Annotated in this window: 15 protein-coding genes; 2 read left to right on the top strand and 13 right to left on the bottom strand. The window is 36.2% G+C overall.

The window, feature by feature from the left end; genetic code table 11:
- Positions 1 to 10: 10 nt before the first annotated feature.
- Together DXC23_RS04730 and DXC23_RS04725 are read left to right on the top strand one after the other, a co-directional pair.
- Positions 11 to 448 carry a hypothetical protein gene (locus tag DXC23_RS04730; protein ID WP_117704992.1) on the top strand — a complete coding sequence of 146 codons (438 nt, stop codon included), beginning with the start codon at positions 11 to 13 and terminating at the stop codon, positions 446 to 448.
- Positions 445 to 6,126, top strand: coding sequence for a hypothetical protein (locus DXC23_RS04725; RefSeq protein ID WP_117704991.1), 5,682 nt, complete (start codon positions 445 to 447; stop codon positions 6,124 to 6,126). Before DXC23_RS04730 ends, DXC23_RS04725 begins: the two co-directional genes overlap by 4 nt.
- 156 nt (positions 6,127 to 6,282) lie before the next feature.
- Here the strand turns inward: DXC23_RS04725 and DXC23_RS04720 are convergent, their stop codons facing one another.
- The 13 genes from DXC23_RS04720 to DXC23_RS04660 form a co-directional block, all read right to left on the bottom strand.
- A complete protein-coding gene (locus DXC23_RS04720; RefSeq protein ID WP_117704990.1) occupies positions 6,283 to 7,554 on the bottom strand; it encodes a site-specific integrase in 1,272 nt (423 codons plus the stop codon).
- Complete coding sequence (locus tag DXC23_RS04715; protein WP_022233899.1) at positions 7,517 to 7,759, bottom strand: helix-turn-helix domain-containing protein; 243 nt, start codon at positions 7,757 to 7,759, stop codon at positions 7,517 to 7,519. The genes DXC23_RS04720 and DXC23_RS04715 overlap by 38 nt, the downstream gene beginning before the upstream one ends.
- A gap of 81 nt (positions 7,760 to 7,840) precedes the next feature.
- Entirely contained in the window at positions 7,841 to 8,035 is a 195-nt protein-coding gene (locus tag DXC23_RS04710) for an excisionase (protein WP_022233898.1), read from the bottom strand.
- Positions 8,028 to 8,438 (bottom strand): hypothetical protein, encoded by a 411-nt coding sequence (locus DXC23_RS04705; RefSeq protein ID WP_022233897.1) that lies wholly within the window; start codon positions 8,436 to 8,438, stop codon positions 8,028 to 8,030. The genes DXC23_RS04710 and DXC23_RS04705 overlap by 8 nt, the downstream gene beginning before the upstream one ends.
- A gap of 52 nt (positions 8,439 to 8,490) precedes the next feature.
- Positions 8,491 to 10,443 carry a DNA polymerase gene (locus tag DXC23_RS04700; RefSeq protein ID WP_117704988.1) on the bottom strand — a complete coding sequence of 651 codons (1,953 nt, stop codon included), beginning with the start codon at positions 10,441 to 10,443 and terminating at the stop codon, positions 8,491 to 8,493.
- Positions 10,444 to 10,506: 63 nt separating this feature from the next.
- The gene (locus tag DXC23_RS04695; RefSeq protein WP_022233895.1) at positions 10,507 to 10,686 is read right to left on the bottom strand and encodes a hypothetical protein; all 180 of its coding nucleotides are present in this window, start codon (positions 10,684 to 10,686) and stop codon (positions 10,507 to 10,509) included.
- Between the two features lie 20 nt (positions 10,687 to 10,706).
- Positions 10,707 to 11,255 carry a DUF2815 family protein gene (locus DXC23_RS04690; protein WP_117704987.1) on the bottom strand — a complete coding sequence of 183 codons (549 nt, stop codon included), beginning with the start codon at positions 11,253 to 11,255 and terminating at the stop codon, positions 10,707 to 10,709.
- A 5-nt stretch (positions 11,256 to 11,260) separates the two neighbouring features.
- Positions 11,261 to 12,391, bottom strand: coding sequence for a DUF2800 domain-containing protein (locus DXC23_RS04685; protein ID WP_117704986.1), 1,131 nt, complete (start codon positions 12,389 to 12,391; stop codon positions 11,261 to 11,263).
- On the bottom strand, positions 12,384 to 12,722 hold the full coding sequence (locus DXC23_RS04680; RefSeq protein ID WP_117704985.1) for an rRNA biogenesis protein rrp5: 339 nt from the start codon (positions 12,720 to 12,722) through the stop codon (positions 12,384 to 12,386). The genes DXC23_RS04685 and DXC23_RS04680 overlap by 8 nt, the downstream gene beginning before the upstream one ends.
- Positions 12,697 to 12,912, bottom strand: coding sequence for a hypothetical protein (locus tag DXC23_RS04675; RefSeq protein WP_117704984.1), 216 nt, complete (start codon positions 12,910 to 12,912; stop codon positions 12,697 to 12,699). The genes DXC23_RS04680 and DXC23_RS04675 overlap by 26 nt, the downstream gene beginning before the upstream one ends.
- Before the next feature lie 185 nt (positions 12,913 to 13,097).
- Positions 13,098 to 13,955 carry an N-acetylmuramoyl-L-alanine amidase gene (locus DXC23_RS04670; RefSeq protein ID WP_117704983.1) on the bottom strand — a complete coding sequence of 286 codons (858 nt, stop codon included), beginning with the start codon at positions 13,953 to 13,955 and terminating at the stop codon, positions 13,098 to 13,100.
- The gene (locus DXC23_RS04665) at positions 13,956 to 14,369 is read right to left on the bottom strand and encodes a phage holin family protein (RefSeq protein WP_117704982.1); all 414 of its coding nucleotides are present in this window, start codon (positions 14,367 to 14,369) and stop codon (positions 13,956 to 13,958) included.
- Between the two features lie 15 nt (positions 14,370 to 14,384).
- On the bottom strand, positions 14,385 to 15,734 hold the full coding sequence (locus tag DXC23_RS04660) for a DUF859 family phage minor structural protein (protein WP_117704981.1): 1,350 nt from the start codon (positions 15,732 to 15,734) through the stop codon (positions 14,385 to 14,387).

Raw genomic sequence — 15,734 nt, 5'->3', positions numbered from 1 at the left:
GAGATTTTTATTGACTACAAAAGTATATAAAATATTTTTAGCAATAAGTATTGCTTGTTTTGCGTTGTCTTCAGTATCTGTTATGCTTATTTTAGCAGACAATATTAAAGAATCTTTAAAGCCACTGATTATAAGTACAATTTTTTGGGGTGGTTTAATTATAGGATTAATTTTTACTTTTTTAATAGGGAAATATAGAAAAAATGAAAAATATAAAATACATAAATATCCCGGAATCTTTTGCTTTATGAAAAATAAGAATGCAACTATTTGTGACATTGTATGGCTACTAAGTATAGTTTTATTCTTATTGTTTAGTGCAATATTAGGACAGCATAATGTATTTTCGATAATGATGCTTGCGTTAGCATTACTATTGAGTTATCTTCATTCAGTTTTCAACGGCAATAATTATGCTTTTATAGTAAAGAGAGGTAAAAGAAAATGAGTGTATTAAAGAAATCTACGGCATTATTTTTGTCAATTGTAATTGTTATATGTTCAATGTTGATGAACATAGGCACGGTTTTGGCAGCAGAAAGAAATGAATCATCATCAGTTTTAGATGATGATGAAATTAATGATTTCTCTGTACCTGAACTTAATGTTACGGTGGATGACGAAAATAAATGGACTAATGATATAAATAAACTTAAGATTACTGCTCCTGTCAGTACTGAAATATATTATAAGACAAGTACGGATAAGCTTGACGATTGGGGTAATTATACAGATTCTGATGCGTGTGTGTGGGATGGGGATGAATCGGAAAATTTGCCTCAAGGCTCTTATTATATAAAGTTTTGGGCAAAATATCCTGGTGAATCAAATCCTGTCAATGACAGTGTTGAAGCTGTGCATTTTATGTATGATACTGAGGGCCCTTCAGCTTTTAAAATTAAAGAAACAAAAATAGGTAATGATTATTGTCTTGTTGCCGACGAAGATATAACTGATCTTTCAGGTGTTCAAGATATTCATTATTTTATAGATAATAACAGCGAGGGTGTCTATGTAGAGAAGATGGAGCTTGATGGGGATAAAAAAGTTAATTTTAAAATTCCTTTAAATTCAGAAATGCAGAGTCACAGTATTAAAATTGAGTTAAGCGACAATTTAGGAAATAAAACAACTGTATCATCTGGAAAGATTGACGATGCTGATATTCCCAAAATAAATGGTTTTCAGGTTGTAAATATTTCTGATGAAACAGAAACAAAGCTTGAAAGCAGGGAGTTTTATGTAAAAACTAATGATGACGGTGAAGAAGAAAAGAGTGAATATACTTATATTGGTAATAAATCGTATTTAAAACTCAATATTATTGAAAAGAATCTTAAAAATGTAAAACTTAGTATTAAGATAAATAATAATCAATATGAATTAAATGTTGAAAACAATAAACTTACTCCACCGGCTGGTATAAAAAAAGAAGAATATTGGTATTATATTTCATTTGATGAATTATATAGCCGGTTAAAAAATGAAAAACAATTAACTGAATTAACCGATTTTGCTATACAATCAATATCAGTAACAGCTTCTGATAAAGTAAACCATCAAAGTGATACCCTTATTCTTGAGGAGAATGGAAAAATCAAAACCTTTTTCTATGATTCTTTTGACAGCGGGGATTTTAATATCACACCGGTTATAACTGAAACGCCGGTTATAACTGAAAAGGATGAATATTATTTTTCTAAGTTACACATCAAATTTAAATTAAGTGATGATATAGGCATTGCAAGCTATATTATTACTGTAAAAGAAAATGATGATGCCAAAATTGATACCAAAGCAGAGAAAGAAAATATTGTTAAAAAAGATGGTAGTCATATTCTTCCGTCAACGGAGGAAACAACCGAAGAATTGGTGTTTACTAAAGATGGTAAGTATGAGATTAATGTAACTGTTACTGACCTTAGCGGAAATAAAAAAACTTTTATTAAAGTCTACTATGTTGATACTACTGCACCTAATATTGTTGAAATGAAGTACGAAGTTAAGAATGGCTTACTTAACTATGTTACTTTTGGAATCTTTGGTGTACCTCGTGTGGAAATTTCAATTAATGTTAATGATAAAGGTTGCGGTGTTGACCCAAATGAAGTTAAGCTCTATTGGAATAATAAATCTTATGATGCAACAGTAGATGAAAATACATACACATTTTGTCTCGATAGTTCCGGAAAGGGAACACCATACATTACAATAAAAGATTTCTTGGGAAATGAAAGAAAATATAACTTTAAAACTATAAATGATTATAGTGAAAATCTACCAGATGAATTTTTAGATGAAATTAATGCAGATGATAGTAGTGGTGCTACACTTGTATTAGAAAATGATGCTCCTTCGTATTCAATAACAGCTACAGGAAATTATAAAACTGACCTTAGTCAAAATGACGAAAATAATCAGAGTGAAAAAGGTCTTTATTTTGGCTTGCAAGATGACAGAATAGGCAAAAATAACCTTCATTTTACCATTTCAGACCAAGAAAATGATAATAAGTTCGGTTTAGCTTCTTACTATATTTGTATCAAAAAGATTAGTGAAGATGGTACGGAAAGCGAAGTGAAAAATATACCACCTAAGAATCTTACGCATCAAAATGAACCGATATTATCGGCGGAAGAAGACCTATATGTTGGCGATTTAGAAAGCGGTACTTATCGTATATGTGTTGAAGCAAAGGATATTGCAGGTAACGATGCAATCTTAGACGAAGATAATACTAATTTTAATTCTAATAACGGTGTATTCTATGTTGATAATGAAGCACCATCAATAAGTGAATCGAAATATACAGTGGAACCGTCTGTTCTTAATTATTTGTCATTTGGTATATTTGGCAATAAAGAGATTAATATATCAATAAAAGTTAATGATGATGGTAAAAGCGAAAATTCTTTTTCTTCAAAAGTTAAGGATGTTACTCTTAATTGGGGCGATATCTATAAACCTAAATCAGTAGTTGGCAATACATATACATTTGTTATAACCCCTAATTATTCAGACACCCCATATTTTACAGTAACTGACCAAATTGGTAATACGAATATTTATTATTTTTCTACTGAAAGTATAAAAACGTTAAAACAGGAGGGCGAACTTAACAACGAAAGCGGAATTAATTTAATGCTTGAAAATAACCCGCCTGAAATTAAGGTTGATGTTTTAACAGACTATGAGAAATACATAATTAACGGCAAAGTATGGTATGGTAACGATATAAAATATCAGGTGACAGCAAGTGATATAGCTTCTGAGAATAAGTACAATTCAGGTCTTGAGAGTGTCAAAACAGATGTCCTCAACAATTCAGAAACGTTTTCTAATCATACGGAAACACAATTTAATAATATTGATTTCGGCAAGGAGTCATTTAATAAACAAGAAGCAAAATATATCTATGATATAAATAAAGAGGGATTGTACAAAATTACAGCTGATACTACCGACAATGCTCAAAATTCAAATTTGGATGTATTAGAATTCAACATTGATAAAAATAATCCTGAGATTACTATGTTTAAATTTGGAAATCAGGATGATAATAAACCCTTTTATAAACATTATTATGGATATTTCTTTAAAAAAGCCACACCATTGAAAGTATATGTTAATGACCCTGGAGTTTCATCCGGAATTAAAAATGTTGAAATTTATCTTAATAGTAATGATAAAAACGGCACAAGTAAAACAGAAATTACAGATGGAACATCACTAAAAACCGATTCAACAGGAACATATGCTGAAATCCTTATTCCAAATAATTTTAAAGGTACTGTAGCTGCCAAAGTTACAGATAATGTTGAACATACAACAGGTCTGATTAGTGCAGATGGTAGCGTGATTGAGGACGATTCATTACATAAATCAGTATCTTCTATTGATATTAAGGCAACTAATGATACTGATAAAGAAGATGCAAATGGTGTGCCTCTTTATAAAACCAGTATTCCATTGGTTGTTAGTGTTAGTGATACTCACTCAGGTATTTCAAAAATTGAATGGTCTGTTTCTAATGATAATAAGAACGGCATTATTTCAGTTGATTCTGACGGTAAATATATTAGCAATTCTTCTGATATTGTAATTAACAATAAATCAATCAAGACAGATCATAATCTTTTGACATCTATTGATTTTAATTTAGTAGTTGAGAGTAATACAAACGGTAATGAAGTAACAGTTAAATTAACTGACAATGCTGGTAATTCAGAGGTAAAAAGGGTTAAATACAGTATAGACACTACCGTTCCCAAAATTACTGCAGTGAAAAGTAATGTGAATTCTTCTAATGGAAATTACTATAATACAGCACAGACTGTAACTGTTACAATTACTGAACGAAATTTTAATCCTAAAGATGTGGAAGTTAATGTAAACGGCAATGTTCAAACTATAGATTGGGGACAAGATAATTTGCCCTCAGTAACTTCAGATAATCAAACACACATTGGTACATTTACACTTTCTGAAGATAATAGGTATGAATTTTCAATTAGATATGCTGATATGGCAGGTAATAGGGGTGATTCCTTTAGTGAACCTGAATTTGTAATTGACAGAACAAACCCTTCAATTAGTGACAACTTTGCTGATTTCGGATCCTTTGATGATAAAAATGTATTTTTTAACATAAAGGAAAAAGATAAGGCAACAGCAACAATCAATGTAGTAGAAACTAATTTTGTTGAAGAAGATATGCAGCTTAAAGTTTACTATAAGGAACCTGGAAGCAGTCATGAAGATAGTGGTTGGTCTGAATATCCGTTAATGGCCTCTTGGAATAAATTAGGTGATAATCATTCCATAACTATTCCTTTTACAGAAGATGGTGTATATAAAATTGATATGAATCCTGTCGATCGCGCTAATAATAAGGGCGTTTTTGATGCGAATTCTTCATCACATACGGCGATATTTGAAGTTGATTTTACTGCACCTATTGTGTATGAAAGAAATAATGATATGGTAGAATCTGGTAGTACTAAGTTTAGTGATATTTATGATTTTAATCGCAGAAAAGATGAAAATCCAAATATTGTATTTATGGATACCAATATCGACAGAATTGAGTATAGTTTGAAAAAATATGTACCTAGCTATACTAATAAAAAAGAAATCGGCACTATAAAATATGAGGAATCAAAAGACACTATTCGAGAATTTGTCGATAATTCCGATGCTACGCATATGATTTACAAGTTGCAGGACTTTGACAAAGACGGAGTCTATTCAGTAAAAATGATTGCTTATGATAAAGCAGGAAACCCAAGTGTACTTAATGAAAATACATATACACGAATGGTAAATACAGATGTTCTTGCTTATATTGAAAACAGCGATAGCAAAAATAAAACGGGTTGGTATTCTTTTGAAGATGAAAACGGTCCTATAAGTAAACAACCAAGTAGTTTTTCTGATTTGAGCATAGTTGTTTTTTCAAGCAATTCTCAAAAAAACAGCGTGTGTTTGGTCGATAAGGACACTAATGAATCAACGGATACAAATATAACATCTGATTCAAAGAGTCTTTTTGATAAAGAAATGTATGGCACGAGTGTTTACCGATATACATTACCAGGTAGTTATTTTGCCAACAACTATACCGCTGATGCGGATACAAGTTTATACTTGAGAGTTGTTAATGGCGAGAATATTTTAGATCTTGGTGAGATGTATATTGATAATACTAAACCAACCTGTACTGTTCCGGAAAACTTCTCAGATTGGGGATGGTTTAGTGGTTCAGGAAATCAAACTATTTCATTTAATGATATAAGTGAAGTGCTTGATGAAGAAAAGACAGTAGCGTATGTAGATGGCAAAACATACAAAGTAAGTGATGTCAAAAATAATGATGTTCCGGGTCTGCACTATTCAAAATCGAAAAATCAGATCAAGTTGATTTTAAATGAAGGCAGTCATACGGTAGGTCTTTCATTGTTTGACAGAGCAGGTAATAATACTGTGATCAAAGAAGTGCATCACCTTGCTATAGGCAATTATAGATTATGGATTATAATTGGAATAGTGGCAGGCGTTGCGGTAATTACAGCAATTGTAATTTTTACATTCCTTGTATTTAAGCGTAGAAAAAACAATAAGAAGTAAAACTACACCTAATAGTCTTTAAAATTACTCCACAAATAAGCCTCCTATGGTAGTTGTTAAAAACTTTCATAGGAGGCTTTGCTATGTCGGAAAATATAGCTTTATACAACAATATGATAGTACAAAATAATTATCATATCAATGAATCAGCACAATTTACACCGTCTTAAACATATTCTGTTTTAGTGGTTGTGTGCCGAGAGTTTTTTCAACTTCTTTTCTTGCTTGTTCCAGTTCTTCGAGCCTTATCATTTCGTCCTTGGCATCATCAAGTCCAAGATGGGTATATGTGTTCATCGTGACACCGATATCGGAATGCCCCATAAGGTACTGCAATGTTTTCGGATTCATTCTTGCCTTTGCCATATTTGAACAATAGGTATGTCTGCAAATGTGAGGGGTGATATTAGGTAGTTGCTCTCTGAAAATATCATTGTATCTCTTGACCGAGTGATTAAACCTATGCTCCCAATGCATTGCAACTTCAGGCATTCCCTTTGAATCTCTGAACAGAAAACCGCAATGACCTGCAACCATAATTTCAGGAAGATTTGTAGGTCTGTTCTCAAGTATTCTTTTGAAGGCCTGGTAAACATCTTCCGTCATAGGTAGTTTTCTTGTGCCGGCATTTGTTTTTGTTGATTCAATTACATACTCCATTTTTGAGGTTCTCTGCAACTGGTGGTCAATATTGATGATTCTGTTGTTCATATCGAGGTCATTTATCGTCAACCCACAAAATTCTGAAATTCTCAAACCAGTGTGAAAGAGAATGTAGAAGACATCATAGTATTTGTAGTAAACATTATCGTAACGAACAAATTTCAAAAACTTGTTCATTTGCTCTTTTGTCAGAGCCTGTCGAGTGTGTTCAGTGTTTATGATAATGCCGAGTAATTGGAAACCGAAAGGGTTCTTCATTAGAATATCATCATCAACTGCCATTTGAAATGCCGGTCTTAAAACACCTCGCACCGTTTTTATTGTACTCGAGCTTCTTCCGTCTTCCTGTAATTTAATGAGAAACAGCTTTGCATCGGAAGTTTTGATTTCACCGATTTTGCGACTTCCAAATTCCTCTTTGCTCATAATGTTTTGCACAAAGTTGTAATTTGAAAGTGTGTTGTGTCTTACACCTGTCCTTGTTTTGAGATAACGGGAGATTAACTCGTTGACGGTGATATTTCTGCCGGTTATGTCAAGTCTTGAGTCAACGTCTTTACCGACCAGCTTTTCTAATTCTCTTAGTGACAGGCAAGGCTGTTTGCCTATTGGTTGTGGATCTGTCGGAACAAGTCGCCAGCTGTATACAAATTTTGGCTTGCCGTCAACTAAATACTTGAATTGATATTTTCCGTTTGCCCTTATTGATTCTCCGTTGTGCAAAAGTCTATGCTTTGAATCTCGTCTTTGTCCTCGGCTCGCCATTTTTGAGTTCTCCCTTCATTCCTGATTTATTAAGATATTTTATAAATTCATCTTTGATGATTAACTTTCGTGTTCCGTATTTAGCCATAAAGGGAAGACCGCTTTGGCTTGTAAGACGGAACATTTTTCTTCTGCTGAGTCCAAATAATTCGGCTGTTTCAATTACCGTCAAAAAATCTTTGTCCTGCAATGATGGCTTATCCATATTTTTTACCTCCTCGTTTGGTACTCATATATTGCCGTAAAACTCTCAGAATAGCAACTACTTTCAGCAGATAAAAGGAAACTATATCGTAGAATTATTGCACAGATATTCCTCAAATTTTGTTCGTATAATCAAATAGCGATTACCGCTCAAAACTGAAAAAATTCCGAGATTATCCTCGGCAAGTTTTCTCATTTTTTTAATGCCAATGTTAAAATATAATCCGGCTTCTTTGACAGTTAGGGTGTAACGCTCTGCGTATGTAGGCTTATCCATTTTGTTTTCCTCCGTATCTGTATTTGACATAACAACTATGACTGCAAAATTTTCTTTTTGCATTGCCGTAAACTGTAAATGATTTTTTACAATAAGGACATGTTAGTTCATAAATTGCTTTTCTGTTAACTAAATCAAGATGATTGTTCCACCACTTGTTTCTGCAAGCGTCTGAACAAAATCTCTTGCGTTTGCGGTGTTCGTTTTGCTCAACCGGTTTTCCGCATTGTTCGCAATAAAGAGTGTGATTATCATTGCTTTGCAAATCAGCACTCATTAGCTTGTTCCTTTTACAGTATGATTTTATTGTATTAACGGATAGGTTTGTGAGATTTGAAATCTGTTTGTATCCGTAACCGTTCTTTCGGTAGCTTTCAATTTGCTTTTTCTCATTGTCTGTCATAAAAAGCACCTCCTACCATATAGCCATAGCAGAAGGTGAAAAAGGACGCTTTTTAATCTTTCATATAAAATTGACATTCATAACCGTCCGCACGGAGTAAAAGACCTTTTGCCCAAGGCGGAGTTCTGCTCATTTGTTCGCAGATAGTGTTTACGGAAACATCTTTTTGGCATTCAATAATAACCTCGTCATGAACATGAGCGATTATGCGGTAATTTTTTAGTGTTTGCATTGCGTATAATAATATATCTCTTGCAATGGCTTGAATGATATTTTCACAGAACTTAGGGCCGTAGCTTTCAAGCCGTTCCCATTTCTTCGTACTGCCAATGCCCTCATAGGTAACTGATTCACCGCCAAATTTATTTATTCCGATTCTCGGCTTAACATATGCAAGTCTTCTGCCGGAGGGGAGAGTGATGAACAGAAATCCGCTTTCGTAGGTAAAAGATATGCCGTTGGTTTCAGTCGGTATCCTTTTGGTAACAGTTTCTTTAACACATTTATCAATGTCCCACCAGAGTTTAGTAATTGACGGATTAGAGTTTCTCCACGCACACACTAGAGGTTGAAGTTCATCCTCTGAAAGTCCCATCTGAATAGCACCCATAGCTTTCAATGCCCCGACAGAACCGCCGTATCCGAGTGCAAGCTCGGCGATTTTGCCTTTTTGTCGCAGATGCCCGTTTATTCCATGCTTTTCAACAGGAACACCAAACATCTGTGATGCACTACTGCAATAAATATCTTTGCCCTCACTAAAAACTTTGTTTCTCCATTTCTCACCTGCAAGCCACGCAAGAACCCTTGCCTCAATAGCAGAAAAATCGGCTACTATGAATTTGCAACTGTGCTGTGGAATAAAAGCGGTGCGGATAAGTTGTGAAAGTGTGTCCGGAATATCATCATAAAGAATACTGAGTGCATCATAATTTCCGCATTTTACAAGACTTCGTGCATCTGCCAAATCACTCATATGGTTTTGCGGTAAATTCTGTAATTGCACAAGTCTGCCTGAAAATCGACCTGTTCTGTTTGCACCGTAAAACTGAAACATTCCCCTTGCACGGCTGTCTTTACAAACGGCATTTTTCATTGCTGTGTATTTCTTAACACTGCTTTTTGTTAGTTGCTGTCTGAGGGATAACACTTTGTGTACATGATACGGTGCAGTTTTCAGCATTTCTGAAACTGATGTTTTGTTAAGACTTTCGGTTTCAAATCCGCTTTCGGAGAGCCAGTTTTTCATTTGCTGAACGGAATTTGGATTATCAAGATTGGTAAGGGATTGTATATCATTGACAAGCGACTTTTTAACCATTTCATCAATAACTATTGCGTTTTCAACTAAAAACATATCTACACCAATGCCACGGTCATTTATATTTTGGTCAAGGTGGTATTCGTTCCATATTGAATCACTTACAGGAAATCTTGATAATTTCTTTTGAATACTCATCTCAGTTTCAACATCACGAATATTGTATGCTTTGAAATTATTCCACTTTTCTATATTGTGATATGGCATATTTCTTGTTCTGCCATTATTGATTTTTGTAGGGGAACAGGGAATACAAAAATATCGTATGAGATTTTTACCCTCTGACAGCTTTTGATTTTCAAGGCCTAATACAGCACCCACACCCTCAAGAGAAAGGGGAAGACCAAGTGTTGCCGACCAGACAAGAGTACAATGCCAAGATGACGGGTTAAGATATTTGCCGTCAAAATCTATACCTAAATCTTTAAGATACCTTGATAAGCATACCCTCTCAAATTGTGCGTTGAATGCCCATTTGATAACCGAAGTATCGGTCAGTGCATCAAGAATATCCTCGGGTATCTTTTCTCCCATACACAAGTCAATGACTTTGACATCACTGCCGTCAACAGAATAGCCAAACAGCAGAATTTCAAAATCATCACTTTCCGCATAACGGTAAACACCGGATTTCTGAAGATTAGCACTTGAATATGTTTCTATGTCAATACTGATTGATTTCATGTTTTCACTTCCTTATATATAAAAAACGGACGGCAGAGAGTATCTCTCCACCGTCCAAAATTGTTAATTATCTAAGTTGTTTTTCTTAGCCCTTCTCGCTATTCTGTGCTTTCTAAAAGTCTTGTGAATAAGGAAAATTAAATCCGTTACGGTGCTTATGATGCCGTACATACCTATTCCTAAGAAGAAACAGAAGATAACAACTACATCAAACAATTTTGCAAGTTCATAAAATTCGTTCATATCGTTTACCTCATATTATGTTAGGATAAGAAATCATCATCTGTTTCTGTTCTGAAATCATCAGCAGCCGAACTTCTGCCACCAAGCGGTTCGCCGTCCTTTATTTTCTGAATGTTGCCAAGACCACAGGCAATACCTTTGTTGCCATTTGAATTGAATGCGTAAAAATTCAGAGACACTCTTGCATAACAACCGCTGTACACCTCATCTCTGTCAAGAATAGGTTTTACAGCCTTATCAACAATCTGTGGAGCGGTTCTGCTGTTTGCATTGATAAACCAGTGACCTGCATAAGCCTCATCATTACGCTCGGTATCACCGTCACGAAGAGGAAGTTTAAGTGATGCTTTGTTTGGCTTTTTACCACCAAATTTACCGATACCTTCTTCAATTGCAGTATTTACAGCGTTGTTAATCGCATTAACGGTTTCAGTATCATCTTTTGGAATAAGTACGGATACGCTGTATCTTTCAGGACTGCCGTTGATTGAAACAGGTTCCCAACCGTGAAAATATGAAAGTCTTGTGTTTTTGCCTGTGATAACTTTTGTTTTGTTTGAATTAGCCATAATAATTAGTCCTCCGTTTTAAATTCGTTTTTAACATCTGTGATTGTCATAGCATCTCTTTTGTCCGTTTCGGGAACAAGAGCAGGCTTGCCTTTTGGTTTAATGATGAGATTTCCAAGTATCTCGTTGAAATTTTGCTTACCTAAAAGCTTTTGCATTTCTGTAAGTGTGATAAGACTCTTGCGATAAATGTCTTTGTAGCCGGCATCTTCCAATGCTTTAGCCACTGCGGTTTCATCTTTATACTTTCGTACAGACCGTCCTTCAACAATTTTAAAACCGTTCCAATGCTTGCCGTGATTGACAGCTGATTCGGTAGCATATGCCATTATTTCATTTGCCCACTTCGTGAGATTGGGGATAACAGATAAAATCTTTTCAATTTCAGAATCAGTAAGAAGTGGGGGAAGTCTGAATTCTTCCTGTGCAAGTTTCAGATTGTTTTCGGCTCTTGCTCTGCATCTTACTGATGCTTTGCAGAATGTACACCAATCACCGACACAGTAATCACCTTCACCTTTAACAGCTAATTCTGCTTTTGGCTTTAGTACATTTTCTGCCCAGCCTTTGAGCTCATCAGCAGAAACAGTCCAAGTGCTGACATTATCTCTGCGTGGCTGAAAAATTGACATTGACACATCTTTAATGTCATATAGGCGGTCAAAGATTTTTAAAGCACCGAGAGCATAACATTTCATCTGCGGGTTATCAAAGGCATCAACCAATACTCCCATTCCATATTTGAAATCAATGATATGTATTTTGCTTTCAGAAACAATAATGCAGTCGGCTGTTCCAAAACCATTTGGTACATATTCTGAAAAATCAACCTTTTGTTCAATAAGAATCAAAGGATCTTTACATTTCTGTTTTGCAAGATTGAATTGTTCAAGTACAAAATCAACATATAAGTCGGTGTATTCCTGCATTTCATCGTTTGTGTAAGGGGAGACAGGCTCGTCACTTTTTCTGCATAATATGTTTTTCAGTTTATGCTCACACCACGCATGGGCGACTGTGCCTTCTTCAGATGCTTTGGTTGATTTGTTCTCAAACTTTGATTCAAGCACGGCACTTGGTGTACAATTGAGCCATCTGTGAGAACTTGAAGGGGAGAGGAAAGCGTGATTACTCATTCTTAAGTGCCTCCGCATCTTTGATGATTTCTTCGTAATGACAGGGGTCAATTTCTGACAGTTTGTTTCCACCATACTTTACAATGATTTCTCTAACCTCAGAAGTGAGTCCGCTTTGACTTTTTTTAGCAAGAACACCCCTTACATCTTCAAGTGAATACACCTTTGAATTTCCTGTGCTTTCAGAAGTATGTACGGTTGACTTCTTCGAAATTTCAGTAATCTTTATCTCATTCAAGAGATTTGAAACAGTCTGCAGACTTTCTGTAAGTGTGCCAATGTTTTTGATTACCTCGGTAATCGCATCAAGTAATGCTGTTATTTTGTTCATAACTGCCTCCTTTTTTAACCTTGGTAATGGCGAGTTCCTCAATAGAATCACTTGGAACAAGGATTGTGATTTTCTGTTTTCTGCCGAACAGCATTCGCAAAAATCGTTCTCGCAAGGTGATGTTTTTGCAGGATACCATACTGTTTCTTTGTGGTTTGTCCGAAACACTGATTTGAAGATTGTGTTTCATATATTGTACCTCCGTTTCCGAGAGCATTGTTGCCCTCTGTCTGTTAGCCACGGGAGAGTGCTTAAAAGGACGCTTTTTGAAAAATTTTTATTTTTATTATTTATTCGTAAGCAAAAAATCCCCATCAAGGAATAAAACTTCCTCGATGGGGATTTGGCTTTGTTAGAATACTGTTCTATTGTCTGTTAAGATAAAATCTCGTTTACTCTTTTCTGAATGGCGTTGTAGTCATAGCCGGCTTTGGTGAGGCGGTTTTTGCGGTCGGCACCGTTGCCCCATTTGCCCTGAATTACTTCTCTTGCAATGGCATCAACTGACTTTTTGCCCGATGACTTTAGTGTGTACACAACTTTTCCGCTTTCATTAAAAACAGAGTAACCGCTGTTTTTGTCGGCACATTTCTTGGCATTTGAAAGGTCATAGAAAGCACCCTTTTGCGACTTTGCGTCCTTCCAACTTTTGCGTACACGATAGAGAGTTTTCTTTGAAGTCGCAGGTTTTGAACTGCCTAAGCCAAGCTGAGCGTTCACCTCCTTTGCAATCTGTCCGTGAAGATTGTAGAGATAATCACCGGGGCAGGACTTGTTCGCATAATCTCTGTGAACCGTCATATTGCAGCCGTTAAGGTGATTCATTCTCTCTGACTTGTTTGTTGACCACACAAGCCTTTTGATGCCGTTTCTTTTGCAGATATCAACAAGCAGTTTAATCAAAGACTTGTACGCAACATCATTTACTCTGTATGGGTGGTAGGTATCGGACGCAACCTCAATGGTAATCGCCCTGTTGTCATTTGACGCAGATGAGGTGCACCAGCTACGGTCTTTTTCCTCAACATACATTCCGATTCTGCCGTCATAGCCGATACCGTAGTTTGAGCTTGCCTCCTTGTCCCTTGATGCAAAGATTGAGCCGAGAGTTTCAACAGAGCACTGCCCGACTACGCAGTGGATTGAAACTGTATCAATCTTGTGATTTCGATTGATGTTTCTGTTTGGTGAAATTTTTGTGTAGCTAACTAATTTGCTGTTTGTGTATGACATTCAGTCGTCCTCCTTTTCACTTCTGTGGTGTAATTGTGCAAGCACATTTTTAATCTTTTCAGGAATGGGAAGTCCCAGATGTGCTCCGTTTTCAAGCAGTGACAAGCCCTCATTTGAGAGATAGAAGAAAATCACTGCCGTTCTCAGCACACTGCCCGTGCCGATAATGTACACATCAAGGAGATTCGCCACTCCCACAAGCAGAAAGATAATCACCTTTCTGCAAATGCCCTTGAAACCGACCTTGCTCGAAAGCTTTTTGTCGGCAACGGCACACATCATTCCTGTAATGTAGTCGATAACTACAAATGCAATGAGTGCATACAGAAAGCCGTCTGCACCTCCGAGAAACCACCCGAGTGTTCCTCCAAGTGCGATGAATGCAGTCTGAATGCTGTTCCAAATCTGTTTCATAAATACCTCCTGTGTCTATTTTTTAACCCACTTGTTCCAGCTCGAATTCACCTTTGAACGGATATACACATCAAACGGACTGTCCCTTGCCGTATATCTCTGTATCACAAGATTTGTACTGCAAGAAAATACTTCAAGCATACCGAATACAAGTGCCGGATAGTTCATATTCTCCTGCGGTACTCTTCGTCTGAAATAAATACCCTGCGTTGTAAGACTGTTAAGGCTGACATCGTCCTCAACAGAGGTCTGTATAATGCCCATAACAGGAAAGCCGTTCATATGTATTTCACCCGTCACATCAAGTGCGGATTGTGGGTTTGGATTGTTAATGCCTACCTTTTGTTTGCGTAAAGAAACAAGCGGTGTGCCCTGCGGAATTAAATAGTACAGGTCTGTAATAACCGACTTTTCCATAGCATCACGGATTTCAATATGAAAGTCATATGACATATTCACATCAAGATTCATAAGCTGAAGATTTGAGTACGAATAGCTTGTGCCGTTCATTTTAAGGTTGCTTAAAATGTCAACAAAATTTCCGTAGTTTGCATCACTTGTCCTCTTGTATTGGTAGCGAAAGGATAAAAGCTGATTGTGATTTACCCCGTCAATTGTAATTGGTGAGTATGAGCCGTTGAAAATAAGCTGAATTTCCGACTCAATCTCATTTGTTCGTCTTAGTGTAATCGTACTGAGATTCGGACTGCTGTACGGAATAACGGTAATCGTCTTTTTAATGCTCGTTGTGTAACCTCTTGAGTCCGTGACCGTGACCATAACCACCACATCACCGCTTTTGTTGATTGTACCAAGATTCAATTCCTTTGCAGTTGTACTTGATTTGCTCACACCGTTACAGCTTACCGTGTAGCCTGTAATCTTCGATTCATTTCTCGGCTTTGCCGTAAGCGGAGTAACCTTGAGATTTGAATAGTTCTGAATAAACAGCTTTGAGTTGCCCGTAACGGCAGTGGTCTTTAAATTGGTGTCAAGATAGATAAAGCCTTCAATAACAGGTCTTGAATTGTGCGAGGTGGTTGCAATCTGACAATTCCTTTCAGAAATGCCTACATAGGTTGAACCCTTGTATGTGGTGACCGTTAGCTTTGCCGTAACGCTCTTGTCTTCATACATAGCCTTTAAAATACCCGTTCTGCTGTCCGTAGGAATGGTAATAATCCTGTTTGCCGTCCCCTTGTTCCACGCAAGTCCCGATATGCCAGTTATCGGAATACCTCGTATGGTAATCGTAATGCTGTGTTTAAGACCTGTGTCATTTACCGTTGTGTTTACTGATACGGTCGGATTTTCCGTATCTATGTAAATCGTGTCAATTCTATTGACAACCGTTGTCTTTGCCAT

The organism is Eubacterium sp. OM08-24 (assembly GCF_003438075.1).
In the GTDB taxonomy this organism is placed as follows: Bacteria; Bacillota; Clostridia; order Oscillospirales; family Acutalibacteraceae; genus Ruminococcoides.
The sequence above is the reverse complement of the archived record's forward strand: the minus strand, read 5'-3'. Positions and strand labels throughout refer to the sequence as shown.

Excerpts from the sequence above, each read along its gene's own strand:
- DXC23_RS04690 (WP_117704987.1), bottom strand. The coding sequence starts at position 11,255 with ATGGCTAATTCAAACAAAACAAAAGTTATCACAGGCAAAAACACAAGA.
- DXC23_RS04700 (WP_117704988.1), bottom strand. The coding sequence starts at position 10,443 with ATGAAATCAATCAGTATTGACATAGAAACATATTCAAGTGCTAATCTT.
- DXC23_RS04665 (WP_117704982.1), bottom strand. The coding sequence starts at position 14,369 with ATGAAACAGATTTGGAACAGCATTCAGACTGCATTCATCGCACTTGGA.
- DXC23_RS04725 (WP_117704991.1), top strand. The coding sequence starts at position 445 with ATGAGTGTATTAAAGAAATCTACGGCATTATTTTTGTCAATTGTAATT.
- DXC23_RS04720 (WP_117704990.1), bottom strand. The coding sequence starts at position 7,554 with ATGGCGAGCCGAGGACAAAGACGAGATTCAAAGCATAGACTTTTGCAC.
- DXC23_RS04685 (WP_117704986.1), bottom strand. The coding sequence starts at position 12,391 with ATGAGTAATCACGCTTTCCTCTCCCCTTCAAGTTCTCACAGATGGCTC.
- DXC23_RS04670 (WP_117704983.1), bottom strand. The coding sequence starts at position 13,955 with ATGTCATACACAAACAGCAAATTAGTTAGCTACACAAAAATTTCACCA.
- DXC23_RS04695 (WP_022233895.1), bottom strand. The coding sequence starts at position 10,686 with ATGAACGAATTTTATGAACTTGCAAAATTGTTTGATGTAGTTGTTATC.
- DXC23_RS04710 (WP_022233898.1), bottom strand. The coding sequence starts at position 8,035 with ATGGATAAGCCTACATACGCAGAGCGTTACACCCTAACTGTCAAAGAA.
- DXC23_RS04660 (WP_117704981.1), bottom strand. The coding sequence starts at position 15,734 with ATGGCAAAGACAACGGTTGTCAATAGAATTGACACGATTTACATAGAT.
- DXC23_RS04675 (WP_117704984.1), bottom strand. The coding sequence starts at position 12,912 with ATGAAACACAATCTTCAAATCAGTGTTTCGGACAAACCACAAAGAAAC.
- DXC23_RS04680 (WP_117704985.1), bottom strand. The coding sequence starts at position 12,722 with ATGAACAAAATAACAGCATTACTTGATGCGATTACCGAGGTAATCAAA.
- DXC23_RS04715 (WP_022233899.1), bottom strand. The coding sequence starts at position 7,759 with ATGGATAAGCCATCATTGCAGGACAAAGATTTTTTGACGGTAATTGAA.
- DXC23_RS04705 (WP_022233897.1), bottom strand. The coding sequence starts at position 8,438 with ATGACAGACAATGAGAAAAAGCAAATTGAAAGCTACCGAAAGAACGGT.